Here is a 21,031-nt window from a genome sequence, read left to right as displayed (position 1 = left end):
AAACGTCAGGAATGAGTATAATGGAAGTAATATTATGACGACCGGACCTGTTCACGGAGTATTACAACAAGTGTATGACCTTCTCAAAACCGGAGAAATAGAACAGGCCAACCGTGAATTGACTATAATTCTACAGCAGGATCTTGACAACACTGATGTTATTTATGCATTGGCGGGGGTAAATTTCTGGTCGGACAAACTGAAAAGACTCGAATCTTCGGAAACAGCCTTTGAAAAGGCTGAATATCTGGTTTCGCAGTGGAAGTCTTTCAGCGAATATATGAAAAAGCAGGGGGAAGAACGCGAACAGATATTGTATGCATTAAAGCAGTGCGCGTTTGTAACTGCCCTGCAGCTATATCAGTCACAATACCGTGAAGACAGTATAACCCAGGATCCTGAGTTATACCGTAAAATGGGGCTGTGTTACAAGGAACTCGGCGATTATGAGTACGCAGTGCAGTTTCTTGAACAGGCAAAAGAGCGGGACGATTCCCCTGCCATTCTTGCGGAACTTGCAGACTGTTATGCCCTCTGCGGCGAAACGCGCATTTCCAAGGTTCTGTTCCGTGAGGCTTTTTTCAAAGACGCTTCCCGGGTCGAGTTATATTTTCTGGAATCGGAAATTATAAAACGGCTTGTTTCACAAATCGAAGCGCTTGGGTATACCGGTTCCGAACTTGCCGAATGGATACCGGTGTACGGTGTATTGTACGGAGTTTTGAATGTAAAAAGGGAATTAAGGGCCTTTGAATTCGGCAAGCTGAAACAGGCAATTTTTGCCCTGGAAAATGAAATAAAAGAAGCCCCGGCTGAATCAAGGGTACTTTTAGTACCAAAACTTATTAATCATTATTTTTGGTTAATTGATCATTATGTGAATTCCAATGACGATAAAACCCGAATTAATGAAGTGCTACTGAAAATAAAATTATTGGATCCTGACGTATACAACAGGTATATATCATAGCGGATCCTGTTTAGGAGAGAAGAATATGTCCGAGTCGTTGGTTAAAACCGTCCAAGATATGCTGAATGAAGAAAAGTGGACCCGTGCTACAATAAGTAATTATTCAATCAGTAATTTTAAGGAACTTGACGACATTTTAAAACAGGCGCAGCAGGAAAAATGTACTGATGAAATTAAAAAGCTGTGTGATGAACACCTGGCTCATACGAAAAACAGTATTATTGCCTTGTATCTGTCGGGAATAAGCGCCCTTTCGAGGCAGCTGCTCGATGATTCGGCCATGGTTTCTCTTATCAATATTTTCATTGATAACCATAAAACCCCTATTGTTGAATATCTGTGCGAACGCATGCTTGAATTCGGAGAATCGAAATTCGCGCTGAGAACACTCGCTGACTGCTATAAAGAAGACAATAACGAAAAACTGTATCAGATATGGGAGCGTCTCGTAAAAATCGATTACGATGAAGCCGATATCGCAAAGCTTCTGGCCGAAAAATATGAAAAAGAAGGCGATATTGAAACCGCCGTCGATTACTACAAAAAGGCACTGTACCGGTTTATAAACAGAAAACAGGTCAGTTCCATAAAGGAAATATGGACGCACCTTGTATCGCTTATTCCGGAAGAAATTGACTTCTTTTATCATGTGCAGCGCAAGATCGCGAAGGTCATGGGCGATGACCGGAGCGCAATGCTTTTGCAGGAATTGTATACCTATTATAAAAACAAAAAAGACTGGAATACTGCTATAGATATTTTAAAACTGATTCTCTCCTATGATGAAAAGGATTCCTGGGCGAGAAAGGAAATAGTTGAATGTTTCCGCGGAAAGTACGCTGACCACAGTCAGCTGGATGAGTATATAAAGGCCTCAAACCTGAATCAGAGCTGGCGGAATGTTTTTGAAGCAATAGCTGAATTTGAAAAACATATCTCATTCGATACCGGCAATTTTGTACACCACCGTTCATGGGGTGTGGGCCGGATAGCGAACGTAAAAAATGATGAAATTACCATTGACTTCGCAAAAAAACGCGGCCATTCCATGAGTCTGAAAATGGGCGTGAACGCCCTGCAGACCCTGAACAAGGACCATATCTGGGTACTGAAATCCATCTGGAAAAAGGAAAAACTGTCTGAAAAAATCAAAAAGGACCCGAACTGGACCCTTAAAGTGATTATCAGGAGCTATGATAACTGCTGTGACCTCAAGCACATAAAAGCTGAACTGGTTCCGTCTGTTCTTACTCCCGGCGAATGGACAAACTGGAGTTCCAAAGCCAGGACTATTCTCAAGGAAGACCCGGGATTCGGCGTGGATCCCACAAATATAGACATGTATATTGTCCGCGACCGGCCCATTTCCGTTGAAGAAAAGTTATTCAATGAATTCAAGGCCCAGAAGAATTTCTTTTCCCGCATTGATATTCTGATGGACTTTTCCGAAAAAGCCGAGCCGGATTCGGAATATTTCGCGGAAATGTTCAGCTATTTTGCCGGATATCTGAAGGCATTCAATCAGGTAAATGAGCAGATAATCGCTTCATATCTGGTTGTAAAACAAATTGTCGCAAAGCACCCGCACATTAATCCGGGAATCCAGTATAATTTTGCCGAGCTGTTTTCGGAAATCGATGATCCCTCAGTTGTGTACCTCGCAATAAAGGACAATAATCTGAAAAAAAGCTACCTTCAGCATATAAAAATATTCCTCCCCGACTGGGCGGATTATTATATCAAACTTTTCCCGACTGTTCTGTCAGCTGACATTATTGATTCCCTTATTAAGGAAGGATACAGCGACAAGGTAAAAGAACTGGCGGCGCTCTGTTTTGAGAATTATCGCGATTACCGTGAAGCGGTTATCTGGTTTTTCAAGAACGCCCAGGATGAGCAGTGGTTCAAGGAACTGGATATTCCTTATGAAAAGCAGCTTATTACGCTGATCCATATTCTTGATCTCACGTACCGGGAAATTGCGAACCACCGCGAAACAACCGAAAACAGGAAACTGAACAGACAGGTCCTGGGAATACTGTTCGGAAAAGACTCCCTTCTGGAAAATTATATTCTCCAGAATGATATCGGCACAATTACCCGCCTGTATACGCTTGTGGATGATGTTAAGGACCTTGACCCGGCGATAAAAATGAATCTCCGCAACAAAATTCTGGAAAAACATAAGGGCTTCAAGTTCTTCGGGACAGAGGAAAAAGCCGTTGTTTCAAAGGGACTGATTGTTACATCCAAAATGTACGAGGTAAAGAAAAAACAGCTTCAGAATATTATTGAAGTTGAAATTCCGGCCAACTCAAAGGAAATCGGATTTGCGCTCTCTCTGGGTGACTTGCGCGAAAACTCCGAGTATAAGGCGGCAAAGGAACGGCAGACTATTCTGAATGCAACCGCTACGCGTCTGCAGGAAGAAATAGACCGGGCCCAGATCTTTGATCCGACCACTACCACGACAACCAGGGTTTCATTCGGAACGGTTGTGTCGCTGAAGAATAATGAAGCCGGCGAGGATGAAACGTACACAATTCTCGGCCCATGGGAGTCTGATCCGGACAATTCGGTTATTTCCTATATGTCGCCGTTCGGTAATGCGATTCTTAACCACCGGGAAGGTGAAAACCTGAAATTTACGATTAACGATCGTAATTATGATTATACGATAAAGTCCATCAAAGCTGCATCTTTCTAGTTCAGTATTTTTGGAGGGAAGGATATGCTAAAAATAAAAAAGATATTTGCACTGATTATTATGTGCAGCGCTCTTTTCTCCGCTTTCGCTGCGGGAGCGGATATTGTAGTGTTGATGGACACTTCCGGCACAATGCTTCCCTGGTATAACCAGATTAACAGCCAGGTATTGCCTGATATAACGCGCAGATTTGTCAGGCAAACGGATACCTTTCACCTTATTTCCTTTAATTCAAGGGTAAATCTTGAAATAGTCCAGCCGATCCAGAATGAAGTGGACATTTCAAGAATAGTATCGCGTTTTATGCTGCTCTTTCCCCTCGGACAGAATTCGGATTTTCTTTCGGGGCTTAATTATACCTGGCAGTATATTTCTTCCCTGAACCAGCAGCGGCAGAAGATTGTCATAATCATTTCAGACGGGATATTTAACCCGCCGTCCTCAAGCCGATACGCGAATTACACGCCGGAACAGGTGCATGAGGAAATTGTTTCAACTGCGCGGCGTATCCGGGGCGCAGGGTGGAATGTATATTATATAAAGCTCCCCTTCCCGGATGACGCGGAAGTATTAAGCCTTAACGGAACAGTCGTTTCGGAAAAAAAAGAACCGGCGGCAGTTTCTGACGGAAGTCCCGCAGGAACAGACGCCGGAGCTTCCGCGCAGCAGACAGGAAGCACCTCCTCTTCCGCGACAGCTCCGGCAGAAGGCCAGTCGGGTACTGCGGCAGCCACGGAAGATGAAGTAAAACAGTATTATGATGTTTCCGGTGAATTTACCAATGCACTGGATATACCGGCAAGCCCGATGCCCCAGGATGAAGAAACCGTTGTGGATTTTGTTGATACCGTTTTCTCAATTCCGCGGATAACGTATCCGGAAAACATGGGAAAAAAGGGTCAATACTTTACTATTCCATTTAAGGTACAGAATATTTCAAGGGAGTCCCTTAATCTGGAGCTTACGGGGGTTTACTGGGGTAGTACAAATATTCTTGAAAAAACGGCCTTTCTGAAAATATCCCCCAATAAAAGGGCCACACTAAGAGCAGATATTAAACTGCCCGATTCGGTGCAGACAGGGCCTCAGGAAATTTCCTTCAGACTGGAATTTTCCGACAACCTCAGGGTTGAACCCAGACAGGAAACATACAGATTACCGTAAAAGATTTTTCAGCAAAAACACTTATACGGTCAGGCGGGCCTATTTTATTGCGATTCTTCTTGCCGTTATCGCGGTCGTCCTGATAGTTGTGCTGATTTTATTCATTCTTCACCACACCCGGAAGTCCGCTTCCCATTCTTTGTATGTCCATACATCCGGCGAAGAGGAAGAGAAAAAACAGGCCCGGCAGGCAACCGGAGATTCCGCACGCCAGCCCGAAAAATACGCCGCATCATCAGGGAGGACCGGAGAATACGGACTTTCGCAAAAACAGACTGTCCAGGATACATCGGCCAACAGGGCTGAAAGTCAGGCAGTACTATCGGCCGCGTCGGCAAATTCCCAGGATCATACAAAAACAATTTCCGATTATTCTGTTGAAAAGAATAAACAGATTGACGGAAATTTTGCATACCGTTCCGATATTGATGTTCTGCAGAACGCAAACCGTGACAAACAGGAATTTTCATTTAACGCGGAGAAAAAGGATAAACAGATTCATTATTCTGTTGAAAAAAACACGTTTGACGATTCCATATCTGCTTTTGCGAACCGGATGGAATCCGACAAAAATGAACGGTATTCGGTATTATCAGGCGCGGCAAGCGCGGCCCACCATACCAATGCGGTGAAAAAACAGACGAGGGCGGGAGCCAGTTCTTCAGATCATATTGATGTCAAGAAGGACGGAAGGCTCATGCTGAATTTGTTTGTCCAGAACCAGACAACCCATATCGGTAAGCGGAATATTCATATGATAAAAGCCGGCCGCCGGCTTTCAATTGGAGGCGGTTCTTCAGACTTCCTTATTTTCCTGGTGAAATTTCCGGCAAATATTGCGGAAATACGCTATGACGGAACTTCCTGTACGCTGGCGATTCTGAAGCCTGAATATTTCCCGTATAATCAGGAAAATATTATCCATGATTGTATCAATCTTCCATTTACAGTTGTCTCGGATAAGGGATATGAAGTGACCTTTGCGATTACTGAACATGAAGATCCGGTAATAAAACTGAACCGGCTGCTGACTTCGATTAAATATTGAATGCCTTGAGATTCAGTTTAAAAAAAAGCTGAAAGCCTATCTCCTTTGAGAAAAGCTTTCAGCTTTTTTAGTATATTGCTTTTAATGTCAGATATAATCCGCTAGACTATTTTTTTTCATACAAATAAAATAATCCTTTTCTGAATTCCGCCTCCCCTGCCCTTGTGTAGCCAAGCTTTTCATAAAGCTTTAATGCAAACGGGTTTTGCGAAAAAGCGTCAAGACGCAGCGCTTCAATACCTTTCTGTTTTAAGTCCTGCTCAACAAGTTTTATTGTTGTGCTTCCGATTCCCTGGTTTTGTACATTCGGTTCAACACAGAAGCGGTGCAGTATAATAAAGCTATCAGTCCGGTATTTCCAGCGGACAGTCAGATATTCAGGATCATATTCACGGTTCAGGGTAAAGAGTGAAACTATACTGCCGTCAATTTTTCCGGCGAATAACTGTTTATTCATTATATCATTTTGTATGGTTTGCCTGTCAGGATAGTAATTGTCCCATTGATATATTTCCATTTCCAGCAGATTCTGAATAACCCGCTCATATATACGGACCGCAATATCCAATTCTGCCGGCGCTACATTTGTGATAGTCATATAATTTTTCCGGTATTCAGCTCCCCGGGGAACCGGAATGTCCCGCATATTGATTTTCTTACCGTGTTACCGCAATTACAGTAAATATAGTCGAAACAACCGAAAGCACTGTTGTTATAATCGGAGCATACTGGTTAAAATAGTATACAAAAGCATTATTTTCAGCCTGAATAAGTGTTTCCGGTAAAATGGGATCCGTTATCTTCATTTTATTTCCGGTAATATCGGTAATAGTAATCTTGTCGGATGAATTCTTCAGCGGATCAAAACCTCCGGCAAGACCGACATAGTAGTCCCAGCTCCGGTCGGGAATATAGGGATACCTGCCCGGAACTTTTACCGCGCCTGATACGGTCACAAAATACTGCCTGAACGGAATAATCAGGGTATCATTTTCCTGCACAAAGTATTCGCTCTGGTAGGTAGCGTCATACAGCATGGGGTTCAGATTAATGGGTATATGTTCATTTCCGCGGATAATATACGCGTTTGCCGTATCGGAAACAGCTCCGAATCTGTTGCGGTTTATCCGGACAAGCGAAGCATAATTTTCACCGTCTGTAAAACGCACCGGTATTCTGACGGACGTTTCCGGCGTAGCATCCATGGTAAGCCCTGCCTGATTTCCGGATGAAACGCTTATAGCCCCCTCAAAAAAAACAACCGGTTTCAGATCGGTAATATCAGGTATATAAACGGTATCATAATTGTGCAGAACGAAATCCTTTGCAATGTCTTCCCCCGTCAGGAAAAATTTGTTTCCGGCTTCCGACCGCGCGTCAACCTGGCGGACAAGTTCAATTCGTGATAAATCGGATACCGGTGTTACCCCGCTTCCGTAAACCCTGATCAGATATTCAAGATTTTCTCCGTCAAGTAATTGGTATGTGCCAGGACGCTCAACCGCGCCCGTCAGAGTTACGCTTCTGGCATATTTCTTTACGATTACCCGGTCTCCGGGCATTACATAGGGATTCTGTGACAAGTCACCGAATCGCTCGGCCGCGAAAAGATCGTAATCATTTTTTGCGCCGCCGGCTGAAATAACAGTAATATCACGGACTGATGAATAATCGGTCAGATTTTTTTCAACTATTGAAGAGAGCCGCGAAAGTCCCCACGCCTGTTCTTCTGTCGTTTTTGTGACTTCTCCTGTGACCGGAACGGTAAAAATGCCCGGCGTGGTCAGCATAAACTGGACTCCGCTCAGGGGATAATTCCTTGTTACAATCGATTCAACCTGGTTTTTTATTTCAAGAAATGTTTTATTTTTTGCGTCAATAACGGCAAGATTTGAAACCCTGATTTTATATGATGAATCAACAGGTATTATATAACTGACCGGCGTCGTGCCCGCTAGATACGCCAGCGTATATATATCGCCGGCCGTTACCATATATCCGGAATTTGACATAGCCAGCTGGGGATTGAAAGCAGGCTGTCCGGGCTGCGATGTATCCTGATATCCGTCTGTTCTTGAAAGTTCCGATGTTCTGTTTCTGGCGGTCTGCGAATTTTGCGATGTCTGCGAATTTTGCGATGTCTGCGAAAAAATAACGCAGGAAAAAAGAAAAACATATCCAAATATGCAAAAGATTTTTTTCACGGTTGTTTTTTGCCCTTCAGTTTTGCAACAGCATACGGATCTGCCTTGATATTCTTTATTGCATTCAGGATAAAGGCTAACAAAACGGAAATAAAAAATGCCGCAAAAGTTACTATAATGCAGAGCATTCCCCTGCCCGGTCCGGATTTTTTGTCAGGGACTTCAGCCATTTCCAATACCTGAAATACCGGCGTCTCACTTGCCATAGTCACTTTGAGAAGTTCATACTGTGTTTTAAGCTGGGTATATACTTCTCTCTGTGCATCCAGTTCAAGTTTAATCCGGTTCGATTCAAGCATAATGGAAGGAATATTTGCCGCTCCGTAACGGGATACGGACTGTTCCAGATTCCTGCTTTCATTTTCAAGACGGATTATTTCATCATATGTATTCTTTATATTTATTTCCAGATTATCCTTTTGTAATTTGTTCTGGTCGATCCCCATTTGCTCAAACCATGATTCCATATATTCGACACAGAAATTAACAACATGCTGGGCGAATTCCGGATCTATATCGGTAAAACTGATGCTGAAAACACCTGTTTTATCGTCAAAGGATGCAGACAGATTGTTTTTCAGCGCCCTGCGGCTGTCCGCGCGGTAAAACTTTTTAATTTTATACCGTGTAACCAAATCAAATGTATCAACAACCGCATCGAGAAAAGTATTTGTTCCCGTGAGATACACGGCAAGTGCGCTGTATGTTGCTCCACCGGAAACGGAAACACCGGCAAGACCCGCGAGACTGCCGAGACCGCTTGAAGACAGCATAGAGGAAAGCGAGCCGCCGGAAGAAGAAGTATCATTTATAAGCATTAAGGCTTTTGGGGTATATTCATTCGGTAAAAAGGATTTTTCAGGGGGGAGTTTCAGAGAAATAATTGACATAATTAATATAATAAAGGCCGCCGCAAAAGTGACCCAGAGTATCAGCCATTTATAACGTAAGAGTACCGCAAAAAGATCAAGAAGAGATACCTCATCGTTATGTTCGGTTCGTTCATTCATATATATTTTCCTGAATCATAGGTACTGGTTCAGGAACCTCTTCCCTTTCAATAATCTGTTCTTTTCTGATATGTATGACCGTAAAAAAGAGCAATGCCATGATATAAACGGCAGTCAAGATGCATAATGCGATGGTTCCGCTGCTCCATACGGCTGATATGAGAAACAGTATTATTACCAGCTGAAACATTATTATTAACAGCAGAGTCTGTCTGCGTGAAAAACCTATCAGCATTAACTTATGGTGTAAATGCAGTTTATCGGGTTCCATAATCCCTTTATGGTCCCTGATTCTCCGCCATATCGCGGCTATCATATCAAAAAGAGGTATAATAAGGACCGCCGCCGCGTAAGGCAGCGCGATTGAAGTCCGAGGGGACCCGCTCGGCGGTATAAGAGGCAGCACAGCCAAAGCAAATCCGAGAAACTGGCTGCCGCCGTCTCCCATAAAGATTTTTGCCCGCGGAAATGGAAGATTAAACATCAGGAAACCCATAATTGCGGCGCACAGTATAAAGCACAGAATGGCAGAAGATGTATTTCCTATGTTAATAAAAAACATTGCATAACAGAAAGCGGCAAGAATGGAAAAAGAACCTGCAAGACCGTCGAGTCCGTCAAAAAGATTCATGGCATTTGTTACGCCGATAATCCAGAAAAAAGTAATCGGATATTTCAGCCATCCCATTTCCCAGACAAAATTAAGAGGGCTGAATGAAATTCTGTGAAAGGTATAACCCGCATAAAGAACCAAAAGAGCGGCTGCAATTTGTACTATAAGTTTATACCGTGCGCGCCAGGGCTTTAAATCGTCCCATACACCCATTATACATATCAGAAAACAGGCCGCGGATAAAAAAAACAAATGAGTTTTATTATAGTCACCGGTTTTATCAAGGAAAAGGAGAAAAACCAAACCGGTTATAAAACCGGCAATAATTCCGACCCCGCCCAGACGAGGCGTCTTTGCGGTATGAATCTTACGCTCATCTACAGTGTCGTAGAGGGAAAAACATCGGGCAAAGAGTAAAACCCCAAGAGTAGAAATAAAGGCGACAACAAATGTTATTCCCAGAACAAGGATTATTGTTTGCATATGTATGATGGTATTCTACAACATTTTTCGTATATAATCCACATCATATGTTCAAAAAAGTATAATTGCCTGCATTTTTCACGGCTAACAGCGTCCATACTTGTCTTCAAACCGGACAATATCGTCTTCACCAAAATATGAACCGGACTGCACTTCTATTAGTTCAAGCGGAATTTTACCGGGGTTTGCCAATGCATGAATTGTACCAACCGGTATAAATACCGACTGATTTTCGGATAACATGAATTCTTCTTCACCCTTTCTTACCAGGGCCGTCCCCGTGATAATAATCCAGTGTTCTGACCGATGATGATGCATTTGAACGGACAGGCTTGCGCCCGGATTGACTGTTATATATTTCACCTGGTATCTCTCAGCAAGATCAATTGAATCATAAAATCCCCAGGGACGATAACCTATTTTATGGGAGATAATTTCATTGCGGTCCCGGGCATCCAGGTTTTCAACAGCTTTTTTACCTCCTGGACACGGGCAAGCGGAACGACTAATGTGGCATCTTTTGTGTCAATAACAGCGGTATCTTCAATACCAACCGTTACAACCAAACGTTTTTCTGTCCCGAATACAAGAGAATTTTTTGTATTGATAGTACATGCATCACCATATACAACATTGTTGTCCGGATTTTTCGGCATAAGGTTCCAGAATGAATCCCATGAATCAATATCACTCCATCCGGTTTCAAGTTTTACAAGAACGGACCGGTCGGTTTTTTCCATTATTGCATAGTCAACAGAGCCTGCCGGACAGGACAGGAATATATCTGCATCGAATTTTGTAAAATGAAGATCTGTATATGCGGTTTGGAAAATTGCTTCACAGGATTCCAGTATATCCGGAGAAAAACGCTGAAGTTCCTCCAGATATACTGATGCCCGGAACAGATAAATCCCGCTGTTCCAGAACCATGAATCCGATTCCAGCCATGAAAGTGCTTCCTGTCTGGATGGTTTTTCCCTGAACAAAATGACAGAAACAGGCTCTTTTTCTGAACCGTTTTCTGTTTCAATATAACCATATGAGGTTTCCGGACTATCGGGTTTTACTCCGAACATGACAATTTTACCGTCCTCGGCAGCAGAAACACCTTCTTGAACGGAATTGATAAAAGCCGTTGTTTCCGTAATCCAATGATCGGATGGAAGGATAAGCAAAAGAGGGTCTTCATCACCTATAGCTCTTTTTTTTGCCTCAAGAACTGCGAGTGTGATAGCTGGGGCAGTATTCCGGGTAAAGGGTTCAAGCAGAATTGTTGGGTGTTCAGAATGTATTTCCATTAATTGCTGGGAGACTATAAAACGGTGTTCCTCATTGCAGACTATAATCGGTTCACTTGTATTTTTAAATCCTCTACAGCGCTGTACCGTATTCTGGAAAAAGGTTAAGTGTTCTCCGGGGAATTGCAAAAACTGTTTTGGAAAAAGCCGTCTCGAAAGAGGCCATAATCCCGTGCCCGAACCACCTGATAAAATTACTGGAATCATATGCATTATCCTAAAACAGTATTTTTCATTCCGTATAAAATACAGTACCTTCGGTTTTATCAATAAACTCATACTTTATTGTATTTTTCAGACCATCAATCAGACTAACCGGAGGAATAAACTGTGTAGCTTTTATATTGTTCGCCTCAAACATGGTATTTGCACAAAACTTTTTTACGCGAATAGAACTGATTGGAAGTTTTTTGTGCAGAACTTTACCTAAAAAATCAAAACACAATCCACCAAAATATCCAAGCCAATAAGGCCAGTGAAAAATTTTATGATTTGGTTTTCCCATCATAGTATATACTTCAGAAACGAGTGTATTCATATCAAAATCAGGTTTATCTATATAGTTATATAAATATTCCCCCGGATTGTTATGTAGATTATACTCAATAAATGCAGCTACATTTTCAACATATGCCATTGATTTTAAATTGGTCCCCTTTCCAACCATTGGAAATACACCGTTTGTAATCTGCCTTAAAAGATTATACACATTACCTCGATTCCTTTCACCAAAAATTACAGTAGGCCGTATAATTGTCAGACTGTTTTTTTCATCTTCTGAAAGCCAATGCCGGTATTTTCCTTCAGCCTCCCATTTGGTTCGGCCATAAGCATTAAAATAATTAATTTCGCCAGTCTCATCAGTACCGACTGGCGCAAATCCATATACTGCGACAGAACTGGTAAAAATTATTTTTCTAATCCCTAATTTATTGCAAGCAAGACATACATTTTCCGCACCTTTCACATTAACGTCATCATATAAAGAAATTGGGGAAACATCATCCCTATGCTCTGCTGCAAGATTTATAACAATATCAGTACCTGTCAATTCTCTCTCTAAGGCAGACTGTTCGCGAACATCAGCAAATACATGAATTTCAGGAAAAAAATTGCTTATATTTTTATCTAGTATTTTCACGGTATATCCAGCTGCAAGAAGTCTTGAAACAAGCCGTGTTCCGACAAAACCTGAGCCGCCAATAACTGCAATATTCATTATATCAGTCCCTTTTATAACCTAATTGAGTTAAAACATTTTTATTGATAGTTCGCCGTTCTTTATCAAAAAACCAGCCCCACTTATTAAAATATCTAATAAGATTTATTATATGTATTTTTAACATTTTTTTATCTTTATACGAGGCAGCTTCATGTATATGCATAATCGAAATGTCCGGATAATACATTGTTTTATATTTCCGGTGTATTCTTCTTGTAATGTCAATATCTTCAGGATACATAAAAAATCTTTCATCAAAAAATCCTTCAGTTATTAGTGCCGCAACTCTAAAGAACATAAAACAGCCTGATAAATAAGGAACATTCATTTGCTTATTATAATCTGCAAATTTTAACTGAAAGCGGTCAGATATTTTTGTGAAAAAAAACTTGGCAAAAAACGCTTAAACAATAAATCAAATGGGGTTGGAATTAATTTACAAAGATATTGAAGTTCACCTTTCTCATTCAATATTTTAGGCATAACCTGACCTATCGATTCATCCGCATCCATAAACTCAGATATGATATTAATAATTACAGGATTAAAAGCAAGATCAGGATTTAATACACAATGATATTTTGCCCCATCCTTAATGGACATATTTATACCAATATTATGCCCGGCACCATACCCCTTATTTTCTCCAGTATAATAATAAGTAATATATTTATTTGATGAAGATATAGCTTTTACATCTGTTTCTACAGGTGAATTATCAATTAAATATAATAATCGTTTTTCTGCAGGAGCAAAAGATTCAATAACACCCTTTAATTGGTTCATATCAGGCTTGAACAAAACTATAGACGCAGAAATGGTATAGCTTTCGTCTCTATGCATATTTGACTCTCCATATTTTATTTGACATTTTTTTCAAATATTAAAACTTCTACTGTATTGACATGGATAATAAAAATCATGAATATTGTTACTTTCCATATAATAATATACTAATACGTTTTTCGTATCCGTTCTTCTCATCAGGAACTATATAAAAAAATATTGTTTATACTTATACATTTCACATATAAATGAAGAAAAGAAAAACAATACTTCATATAATAAAAATTGTCAGAAAAAAATGTAAAAAGCCATTTATTATCAGAAATCCAGTGAATATGGAATATAAGTATAGATACCATTCATTGATGTATATACATTTTTGCTTAAATAAAAAAACAAGTAAAAAATGAAACCAAAATAAATCAGATACCTAAAATAGGAATTCCGGACAGAAAACCGTTTCAAAATAACCGGAAAGAGGAATATTAAAACAATATTAAGCAAACCACAAAGTCGCTCAATGACAACACCGAATTCAAGGAAAATAAAATTAAACAAAATTGATAAAAAAAGTATATTAATAAATATTTTTTCTTTTTCACTATAAGAAGCATATCTTTTTCTATTTAGCCGCATATATCCATAAATGGCAAGATTAATCAGCAAACCTAGCGTTATTGGCGAAGCTGCCGCGGCAGCATTAGAATAATGTGTTGTCACATAATAAAAATCAGGAAATAATTTCTGTAAAATTGCAAAAACACCTATATACTTTCCGAAAATGAAAGAAAGACACAGGGCAGTAATTTCAAACCAAAGCGGCATCTTTTTTTTTGCAAATGGCCAAAGTACCAGACAAAGGATGCCAAGATACTGAATACTTGCAGCACAAAGAATGCAGCACAAAAACTTAAATGTCTTTCGTTCTAAAAGATAAGCCAGTCCAAGCCATACTATAGAAACCATTAAGCCATGCCGGATTGTATTAAACTGATATCTTAAAAAGAAATATGAAAAATAAAACAAGATAGAGTATATATAAGATTTATACTGAATCTTAAATATTGAAACGCTAATAAGAACAGTGGTTAAGCAAGATATAAAAAAAGAAAGCCTTTATAGCTTATATTCAGTGATTTGAATACAGCCATTAAAAACTGATATCCAATTTCAGAATGAAGTTCATTATTATAAAAGAATGGCAATAAATTTGCCTTATTATATAATTCGTAATATGAATTATAATCCCATCCCAGTCCTTGAGACCTGAATGCAGTAAAAAATGCCAAAAAAAATGTTATCAAACAAGAAGCAACAAACAGTTCGTTCTTTGTCTTATAAAAAGCCGCAAAAGAAAAAATGAAAATAAAAACCGCAATATAGATAACCATAAGTGATTAGGTCAATAACAAAGTATTAATATCTTTTTGCGAAACAGGAGACAATGGTCCCCAGTACTTTTTTACTACCTCTAGCTGATTATTAAGTATAGATGTATTATATACAGAAAAAGAGTTCTTCACCTCTGATGTTTCCTGCTGATAAACAACAGAAGATTCCTGCCTGATATTTGCAGCAAAATGCTTTTCATCTTTTGCGTTACCATACCATCGTTTTGTTTCCTGAGGATAAATATAATGCGGCTTATTTAAAGCAATGCAATATCCGACGTGGGTGCCTACTGCATTTGACATTGTCATATCCGCCAATTCAATAATTGTACGCAAACGATTTAGAAAATTTATATCATTTTTATGACCCGCAGTAACAATATGGAAATTGTTAGATTGATAAAACTGGACAACATCCGGTTTCTGTGCATCAAGATAATACAAATTTATAAAAACAGAATCATAGTGTTTAGCAATCTTCTTTATTTCCAGAATATATTCCATTTTTGAAAAATCAGAATTTACACCTGCGACTGAATGAGGCGGAAAACATAACAAAATTCTTCCATACTTTTTTTTAATACAAGCATTTTCTTCATCAGATTTCAAATTATTAGCATACTGAATATATGGCCCAATAGGATATATTGTTTTATTGCAGCCACTTTCTCTGAGATGATTCACTCTTGTTTCACTAAATGTTATAATCTTCGGAACATTTTTATAAAACGCCAAATCTGTAGAAACATAGTCACCAAAATATACTCCATGTTCCATAAAAACAGAATTGCATTCAAATGAAACGTCCAATCCGGAATAAGATTTCAATGTAGCGTTAATACCATAGGCATGATTATCCACAACATAATCAAAAGGACAAAAAATCATATCTTCTGAAAGAAGATCAATATTAAATAAGTTTGTATTCTGCCTTTCGAAAACTTCATGATTGAATTTTTTTGAAACCATTGTCCTTTTTATGAAAAAAATTTTCTTTAATAAGAATGGATGTGAAACTAAAAAATGTCTAAGATTGTTATTCACTTAAACAACCTCTTTTATAATGCGAACATATTGTGTTAACATAATATCTAAAGAATAGCACTGTTTATACTTTCTGAATGAGTTTTCGCCCATTTTCAGCAAATCAAAGTTGTGTGCAGCTATATTTGATAAAATCATGTATATTTCTTCTTCATTCGGGTTGAATAATACACCTTCTTCATCAGGTGTAATAATATCAGGAATACTGCCTACGCTGGTAGCAAAAATAGGTAACTTACATTGCATTGCCTCCAATATGGACAGCGGCAAGCCTTCATCACGACTGCACAAAATAAAAAAATCAGCCAACACCAGCTTTTCATATATTTGATTATTTGTAATTCCACCCATAAGGACCATGTTAGGTGGTACATTTTCAGCAATAGTATTGTCAAGAATGTCCCCAACACAAAAAACCTTTAAATTTAAAACTCCGTTATTACATAATCTCCATAACGCAGCTTTAAGAAGATCATAACCTTTTCGGTATGAAATAGTTCCAACTGCGATTCCTATAAAATCATCATTTGAATTTTTATGTACTATATTTTCATTATTCAAAAGCTTAACGCCATTATTTATATTTATAGCATTGTCTTTTTTTGAGGATAAAGGTTGCAGAATATGTCAAGAGCTTTCGTTGAAAGAAGGATAATCTTTGAACTTGCAAAGATAACATTATTGAAATCTTTTTTATTTTTGAAAAATTATTTAAAAGAGGAAATTCATTAAAAAGCATTTTAAAAGGATTGCCATCATTATGTAAAATGAGAAACAGTTTCAGTTCATGTGGATATCGTTTGATGAATTGGTTTGCAATAAAGAAATCATTAAAGATAAATACATCTTTATTTTTTTCCTTTAATGTAAATTTTTTCAACACTTTATTTGCATTGCGAATATACAATAAATAGTATAACAGATAACTTCCCAAAGAAGTTTTCTTCATTATTGAAATGATAAAATTGCGAAACCGTATTTTGTATTTTGGAGACGGTGAATCCCTTTTACTGGATATAGCGGTGAGGTAAAAAAAGGAAATGTTACTCCCAATCTCTCTTTCTAAAAAAAATTTATTATCAATAAATGATTTAAAAAAAATACTGGCGCCATTCAATTGAGGAACTTTACCAAAATACATAAAATTAACACTCATCCCCATCTGATCCTTTTTTTACTAATATGATTTCATAACACTAAATTTACTCAGTTAAAGTATATGACTTCAAAATAGCTTTTATTTCCTTTTGTAAAATTTTTTCAACAAACTCCCGAAAAGCACCATATCCGCCATTTGATTTACATACATAATTCACAACAGCTTTCACATAATCAGGAGCATTTTTAGGCGCAGCAGAAAACCCTGTTTTTTTAATAAAGCGATATCGTTTATATCATCTCCAATATATGCAACATCCGATAAGTCAATATTTATTTCCTTGCACAGGTTAGCTACAACTAGTAATTTATCAGTACATCCTTGAAATAAATAGTCAATATTTAATTTCTCCGCCCTTCTGGAAACTATTTCCGTATTTTCACCGGTAATAATTGCAATAGGAATATTGAGACTATGGCAAAATAAAACACCAGCACTGTCAGAAGTATTAAAACGTTTAAATTCATTACCGAGCTGGTCGTAATACATGCCGCCATCTGTCCACACGCCATCAATATCTGTAGCGATCAATTTAGGTAATTTTTTCTTATTCCACATTTTCAATAAAAATTATTTCATCCTTTTTTATTTCAGACTTGACTTTACGGCCAATAATTTTATTTCGTTCAATCCATCTGACCCCTGTACCTGGAGAAAGCAAATGTATATCCTCATCTGATATTACTTCTCCTATATGTAAATCACGAATAGATGCTATGGATCTTTCGAGTTTCTCCTTAGCGTTATTAACTGATGGATCAATAAATAAATCTTCTGTACCCATTTCCATTTCCGTTAGGCGTATATCACGAATCATACGGTTAACACCATCCGGCCCCAAAGAACCTTTTTGATCAGTACCTTTCATATCCCTGTCTATAGTAATATGTTTTTCTACAATTTTTGCGCCTAAAGCGATTGCGGCGACCGGAGCGGATATGCCAATGGTATGATCAGAAAATCCTATAACATACTGAGAATAGTGGTTTCTTAAATATGAAATGCTTAGAAGATTCAGATTTTGCGGTTCTGTTGGGTATTGTGACACACAGTGCAAAATAGAAATATCATTATGATACTTTGTTATAACATTTAATGCATTATCCAAGTCCGTTTTATCACCCATTCCGGTAGATAAAATAATCGGGATTTTTGTTTCGGCCAAAGATTCAATCAGCGGCAAATTAGTCAGGTCCCTGCTGGCTATTTTCAATTTATCTGGAATAAACAATTTCAATAAACTCAAGCATCTTTTTGCACACAAAGTTTCTACAAAATCAAGTTTCTTTTCTTTCGCAAAAGTATAAACTTCATAGTGCTCCTCATCACTTAACTCAAGATAAGCCCTATGTTCTCCATATGTTCTCCCAAACGAGTTCGGGTTATTATACGGCATATTCATCTGGGAAGCACTTAATTCTTCATCTAAATCACGTTTAGTGAGTTTAACTGCATCGATACCATGGACTTCACCAGAATAAGATCCCATATTTATCGGCCTGCTGGCCAATTCAATAAGAAGTTTGGCAATATCTACAGATCCATTATGATTTTGCCCAATTTCACCAATAATATATACCGCTCTATTCATAGTTTCTCCTAAATGATTTTATCATTTACTATTTCTGAAAATCTGTTCTTGCATTGTACTCAAATACTTTTCGTTATTATATATTATTGGCAAAATATTTTCAGGTTCAATAGCCATATTCGCGTCAGATAAAGATTTGTAAATTTCTTTAGCCAATACAAAATCAGTCATCGTATCCACTGTTAAACGGATTGGAAGCTTTTCTATCTGTTCTGAAACAGGAAACCATTGTATTGAAAAAGATTCCGGATGTGTATAAATATAATTCGTTACATGCTCCAAATACAAGGTATCGACCGTCATCTTTTGAATTTTTTTCAAGCTTTTAAGGCGAACAAATTCAGTCCAAAAACCATAATGTGTTTTTATGGAAGGTGTTCCATCTTTTCTTTTAAAGGAAACATAATCAAAATCACCCAGATTGTTTATAAGGAAAGATAAGTAATTCATACTTAAAAACGGATTATCTGCGCATATTCTTATAATATTGTGTATTTTTTTTTCTTCACCACAATCAATAAAACGCTGCAATACGTTAGATTCACTACCCTGAAAATAATCAATCCCATGCGTTTTTGCCTTCTCAACTAACACACTGTCACTCGGACTTGTTGTTGTCGCTAAAATTACAGGAAGTCCTGGAAAAGTATTTTTCAACCGCGCAAGCAATATATCAATTAAGGAGTCATTTTTATAAAAAGATAATATAAGCTTATTCGGTAACCTTGAGGATCCCGTTCTGGCTTGAATTATGATTCCTAAACCCAACATAGCCTACCTATGAATAACCATTTGCCCATACAAAATCTGATAAAAATCTCAAACAGAAAAGATATATTTTTCAGAAAAAATGAATACAAGTACTTCTCAGATACCAAGCGAAGAATTACAAAAAACTAGCTATTTTCTAATGTTTTTCGAATAAGAGGTACAGATTCGATTGGAAAAGACAGTATCATAAAACAAAGAAAAAAGCATATAGGGTAAAGTAAATTATAGAAAAAAGATGGAAAGAAAAAGCTCAAATATTTTTTAAAAGCATAGTATATTTCATTAGAATTTAATCCTTTCATTTTCATCAGAAAAACTATCTTGAATATACTCCGAAACCTGAAACCAAGCCACCTCTTCATGATTATTCTCAATTTTCGTTTTGAAAAAAAGGGAATCAATGAAAAACCTGTCAGAATATTCATATATACACTGCCGTAAAACCAGTGTGTTTTTTTGTTTGGAATGCCCCAATGACAAACAAAACATGAGGAAAACAGAATATCACCCTTTCGTTCATATAATAAATAAAACAGAGGATATAACTGAGAAAAACAATTAAAGGACATTTCCAAGGCCCTGCTATAATATTTTTCATATTTTTTTTTATTAATAACGCATGTAGACATAAACAGTAAATTTGAAAATAAGTTATTATCTGTCACAAAAATAAAAAACTTATCAAGCTCACTATAACGGACATTATCTAAAACACTCCCTAATTCCGATGAATATTTAATTATTCCAGTGTCCTGATTTTCAGGTACGGATATATCGCAAAGAATAGTGTTCAATGAATCTTCTAAAGGAATATCATCATCACTTAACAACCAAACCCAGGAAGTTTTTGCATACTCAATACAGCGTAATATATTAGCATTCATTCCAATATTGATGTTATTTCTCAAAATAGTTATATTTGGAATAACAATATCAAGTTCGGAATATATTTCAGAAACAGTTTTTTCTGAAGCGTTATCAATTATTATGACTTCAACAGAGTCAATATTTTGAAGAACAGACAAACGCTTTAGTAATTCTGAAATTTTATCCGGTCTATCATAGGTCGGTATACATACCGATAAAACAGGATTAAGACTGTTCTTCATGCCATTTCCTCTTGCATTTATAAAAAATCATTCCAGCTATTGGCGTCAAAATAATATAATTAGTCAAAAAACCAAGAAAGAACAAATCTGCAGAAAGATATTTCCCACAAAAATATGTAGAAATGGATATAAAAACAGCAGAAAAGATTGATGTAATAAAATAGGGTTCTTGCTTATGGCCACGCAGATAAAGTGCCCAGCAATTTACAAAGAAATGCAATAAATAACAAAAAGCCAATATCACAAGAGATTTATATGATAAAAATCGGTTAAATATCTTTGGAAAAATCCAAAAATCTCTAAACAAAATAACAAATAAAGCGACACATAAACTAATAAGGCAATATGTTGCAATGCCCAAAACGAACCGCTTCTTAAACAACCGGTCTAAATTATCCCAGCTTTTGACAGAGACAAGCATATTCAATCTAGGTGTTATTGTATATAACCAGATGCTGCTC

At 37.7% G+C, this 21,031-nt stretch carries 20 protein-coding genes and 1 pseudogene; 4 read left to right on the top strand and 17 right to left on the bottom strand.

Going from position 1 to position 21,031, the window contains the following annotated elements:
- Positions 1–34: 34 nt before the first annotated feature.
- Genes K7I13_RS00650 through K7I13_RS00635 form a run of 4 tightly spaced genes read left to right on the top strand, consistent with a single transcriptional unit; the run spans position 35 to position 5,889 of the window.
- Positions 35–970, top strand: a complete 936-nt coding sequence (locus K7I13_RS00650; protein WP_255947192.1) for a tetratricopeptide repeat protein — start codon at positions 35–37, stop codon at positions 968–970.
- Between the two features lie 25 nt (positions 971–995).
- Positions 996–3,677 (top strand): transcription elongation factor GreA, encoded by a 2,682-nt coding sequence (greA, locus tag K7I13_RS00645; RefSeq protein ID WP_255947190.1) that lies wholly within the window; start codon positions 996–998, stop codon positions 3,675–3,677.
- Positions 3,678–3,701: 24 nt separating this feature from the next.
- On the top strand, positions 3,702–4,841 hold the full coding sequence (locus tag K7I13_RS00640; RefSeq protein WP_255947188.1) for a vWA domain-containing protein: 1,140 nt from the start codon (positions 3,702–3,704) through the stop codon (positions 4,839–4,841).
- Positions 4,807–5,889, top strand: a complete 1,083-nt coding sequence (locus tag K7I13_RS00635) for a hypothetical protein (protein ID WP_255947186.1) — start codon at positions 4,807–4,809, stop codon at positions 5,887–5,889. Before K7I13_RS00640 ends, K7I13_RS00635 begins: the two co-directional genes overlap by 35 nt.
- Before the next feature lie 106 nt (positions 5,890–5,995).
- Here K7I13_RS00635 and K7I13_RS00630 read toward each other — a convergent pair whose 3' ends face one another.
- The 17 genes and pseudogenes from K7I13_RS00630 to K7I13_RS00550 all read right to left on the bottom strand — a co-directional run bounded on the left by K7I13_RS00630 (position 5,996) and on the right by K7I13_RS00550 (position 20,570).
- A complete protein-coding gene (locus K7I13_RS00630; protein WP_255947184.1) occupies positions 5,996–6,487 on the bottom strand; it encodes a GNAT family N-acetyltransferase in 492 nt (163 codons plus the stop codon).
- A 58-nt stretch (positions 6,488–6,545) separates the two neighbouring features.
- Positions 6,546–8,093, bottom strand: a complete 1,548-nt coding sequence (locus K7I13_RS00625; protein WP_255947182.1) for an SLBB domain-containing protein — start codon at positions 8,091–8,093, stop codon at positions 6,546–6,548.
- The gene (locus K7I13_RS00620) at positions 8,090–9,103 is read right to left on the bottom strand and encodes a GumC domain-containing protein (RefSeq protein WP_255947180.1); all 1,014 of its coding nucleotides are present in this window, start codon (positions 9,101–9,103) and stop codon (positions 8,090–8,092) included. The genes K7I13_RS00625 and K7I13_RS00620 overlap by 4 nt, the downstream gene beginning before the upstream one ends.
- Complete coding sequence (locus K7I13_RS00615; RefSeq protein WP_255947178.1) at positions 9,096–10,199, bottom strand: MraY family glycosyltransferase; 1,104 nt, start codon at positions 10,197–10,199, stop codon at positions 9,096–9,098. Before K7I13_RS00615 ends, K7I13_RS00620 begins: the two co-directional genes overlap by 8 nt.
- An 84-nt stretch (positions 10,200–10,283) precedes the next feature.
- Entirely contained in the window at positions 10,284–10,586 is a 303-nt protein-coding gene (locus K7I13_RS00610; protein ID WP_439647492.1) for a cupin domain-containing protein, read from the bottom strand.
- A gap of 29 nt (positions 10,587–10,615) precedes the next feature.
- Positions 10,616–11,704: a mannose-1-phosphate guanylyltransferase/mannose-6-phosphate isomerase gene (locus K7I13_RS00605; protein ID WP_255947176.1), complete on the bottom strand. Its 1,089-nt coding sequence runs from the start codon at positions 11,702–11,704 to the stop codon at positions 10,616–10,618.
- Positions 11,705–11,729: 25 nt separating this feature from the next.
- The gene (locus tag K7I13_RS00600) at positions 11,730–12,716 is read right to left on the bottom strand and encodes an NAD-dependent epimerase/dehydratase family protein (protein WP_255947174.1); all 987 of its coding nucleotides are present in this window, start codon (positions 12,714–12,716) and stop codon (positions 11,730–11,732) included.
- A gap of 4 nt (positions 12,717–12,720) precedes the next feature.
- Entirely contained in the window at positions 12,721–13,047 is a 327-nt protein-coding gene (locus tag K7I13_RS00595; RefSeq protein WP_255947172.1) for a glycosyltransferase family 2 protein, read from the bottom strand.
- Between the two features lie 23 nt (positions 13,048–13,070).
- Positions 13,071–13,562 carry a glycosyltransferase family protein gene (locus K7I13_RS00590; RefSeq protein WP_255947170.1) on the bottom strand — a complete coding sequence of 164 codons (492 nt, stop codon included), beginning with the start codon at positions 13,560–13,562 and terminating at the stop codon, positions 13,071–13,073.
- A 261-nt stretch (positions 13,563–13,823) separates the two neighbouring features.
- Positions 13,824–14,896 (bottom strand): annotated as a pseudogene (locus tag K7I13_RS00585) (EpsG family protein).
- A 6-nt stretch (positions 14,897–14,902) separates the two neighbouring features.
- Entirely contained in the window at positions 14,903–15,940 is a 1,038-nt protein-coding gene (locus K7I13_RS00580; protein WP_255947168.1) for a hypothetical protein, read from the bottom strand.
- Entirely contained in the window at positions 15,941–16,501 is a 561-nt protein-coding gene (locus K7I13_RS00575) for a glycosyltransferase family 4 protein (RefSeq protein WP_255947167.1), read from the bottom strand.
- Between the two features lie 13 nt (positions 16,502–16,514).
- Positions 16,515–17,096: a hypothetical protein gene (locus tag K7I13_RS00570; protein WP_255947166.1), complete on the bottom strand. Its 582-nt coding sequence runs from the start codon at positions 17,094–17,096 to the stop codon at positions 16,515–16,517.
- A 168-nt stretch (positions 17,097–17,264) separates the two neighbouring features.
- Complete coding sequence (locus tag K7I13_RS00565) at positions 17,265–17,657, bottom strand: 3-deoxy-D-glycero-D-galacto-nonulopyranosonate 9-phosphatase (protein WP_255949377.1); 393 nt, start codon at positions 17,655–17,657, stop codon at positions 17,265–17,267.
- The gene (locus K7I13_RS00560) at positions 17,647–18,690 is read right to left on the bottom strand and encodes an N-acetylneuraminate synthase family protein (protein WP_255947165.1); all 1,044 of its coding nucleotides are present in this window, start codon (positions 18,688–18,690) and stop codon (positions 17,647–17,649) included. The genes K7I13_RS00565 and K7I13_RS00560 overlap by 11 nt, the downstream gene beginning before the upstream one ends.
- 21 nt (positions 18,691–18,711) lie before the next feature.
- The gene (locus K7I13_RS00555; RefSeq protein WP_255947164.1) at positions 18,712–19,461 is read right to left on the bottom strand and encodes a cytidylyltransferase domain-containing protein; all 750 of its coding nucleotides are present in this window, start codon (positions 19,459–19,461) and stop codon (positions 18,712–18,714) included.
- A gap of 125 nt (positions 19,462–19,586) precedes the next feature.
- Entirely contained in the window at positions 19,587–20,570 is a 984-nt protein-coding gene (locus tag K7I13_RS00550) for a glycosyltransferase family 2 protein (RefSeq protein WP_255947163.1), read from the bottom strand.
- Positions 20,571–21,031: the final 461 nt, after the last annotated feature.

Origin of the sequence: Brucepastera parasyntrophica (genome assembly GCF_022376835.1) — a bacterium.
Classification (GTDB): domain Bacteria; phylum Spirochaetota; class Spirochaetia; order Treponematales; family Treponemataceae; genus Brucepastera; species Brucepastera parasyntrophica.
This window is presented reverse-complemented; position numbering and strand designations above follow the sequence as displayed.

Bases quoted from the DNA above. Each gene is read 5' to 3' on its own strand.
- K7I13_RS00620 (WP_255947180.1), bottom strand. From the start codon at position 9,103: ATGAATGAACGAACCGAACATAACGATGAGGTATCTCTTCTTGATCTT.
- K7I13_RS00555 (WP_255947164.1), bottom strand. From the start codon at position 19,461: ATGTTGGGTTTAGGAATCATAATTCAAGCCAGAACGGGATCCTCAAGG.
- K7I13_RS00600 (WP_255947174.1), bottom strand. From the start codon at position 12,716: ATGAATATTGCAGTTATTGGCGGCTCAGGTTTTGTCGGAACACGGCTT.
- K7I13_RS00550 (WP_255947163.1), bottom strand. From the start codon at position 20,570: ATGAAGAACAGTCTTAATCCTGTTTTATCGGTATGTATACCGACCTAT.
- K7I13_RS00595 (WP_255947172.1), bottom strand. From the start codon at position 13,047: ATGAATGTTCCTTATTTATCAGGCTGTTTTATGTTCTTTAGAGTTGCG.
- K7I13_RS00640 (WP_255947188.1), top strand. From the start codon at position 3,702: ATGCTAAAAATAAAAAAGATATTTGCACTGATTATTATGTGCAGCGCT.
- K7I13_RS00605 (WP_255947176.1), bottom strand. From the start codon at position 11,704: ATGATTCCAGTAATTTTATCAGGTGGTTCGGGCACGGGATTATGGCCT.
- greA (WP_255947190.1), top strand. From the start codon at position 996: ATGTCCGAGTCGTTGGTTAAAACCGTCCAAGATATGCTGAATGAAGAA.
- K7I13_RS00570 (WP_255947166.1), bottom strand. From the start codon at position 17,096: ATGAGTGTTAATTTTATGTATTTTGGTAAAGTTCCTCAATTGAATGGC.
- K7I13_RS00590 (WP_255947170.1), bottom strand. From the start codon at position 13,562: ATGCATAGAGACGAAAGCTATACCATTTCTGCGTCTATAGTTTTGTTC.
- K7I13_RS00615 (WP_255947178.1), bottom strand. From the start codon at position 10,199: ATGCAAACAATAATCCTTGTTCTGGGAATAACATTTGTTGTCGCCTTT.
- K7I13_RS00650 (WP_255947192.1), top strand. From the start codon at position 35: ATGACGACCGGACCTGTTCACGGAGTATTACAACAAGTGTATGACCTT.
- K7I13_RS00630 (WP_255947184.1), bottom strand. From the start codon at position 6,487: ATGACTATCACAAATGTAGCGCCGGCAGAATTGGATATTGCGGTCCGT.
- K7I13_RS00565 (WP_255949377.1), bottom strand. From the start codon at position 17,657: ATGTGGAATAAGAAAAAATTACCTAAATTGATCGCTACAGATATTGAT.
- K7I13_RS00560 (WP_255947165.1), bottom strand. From the start codon at position 18,690: ATGAATAGAGCGGTATATATTATTGGTGAAATTGGGCAAAATCATAAT.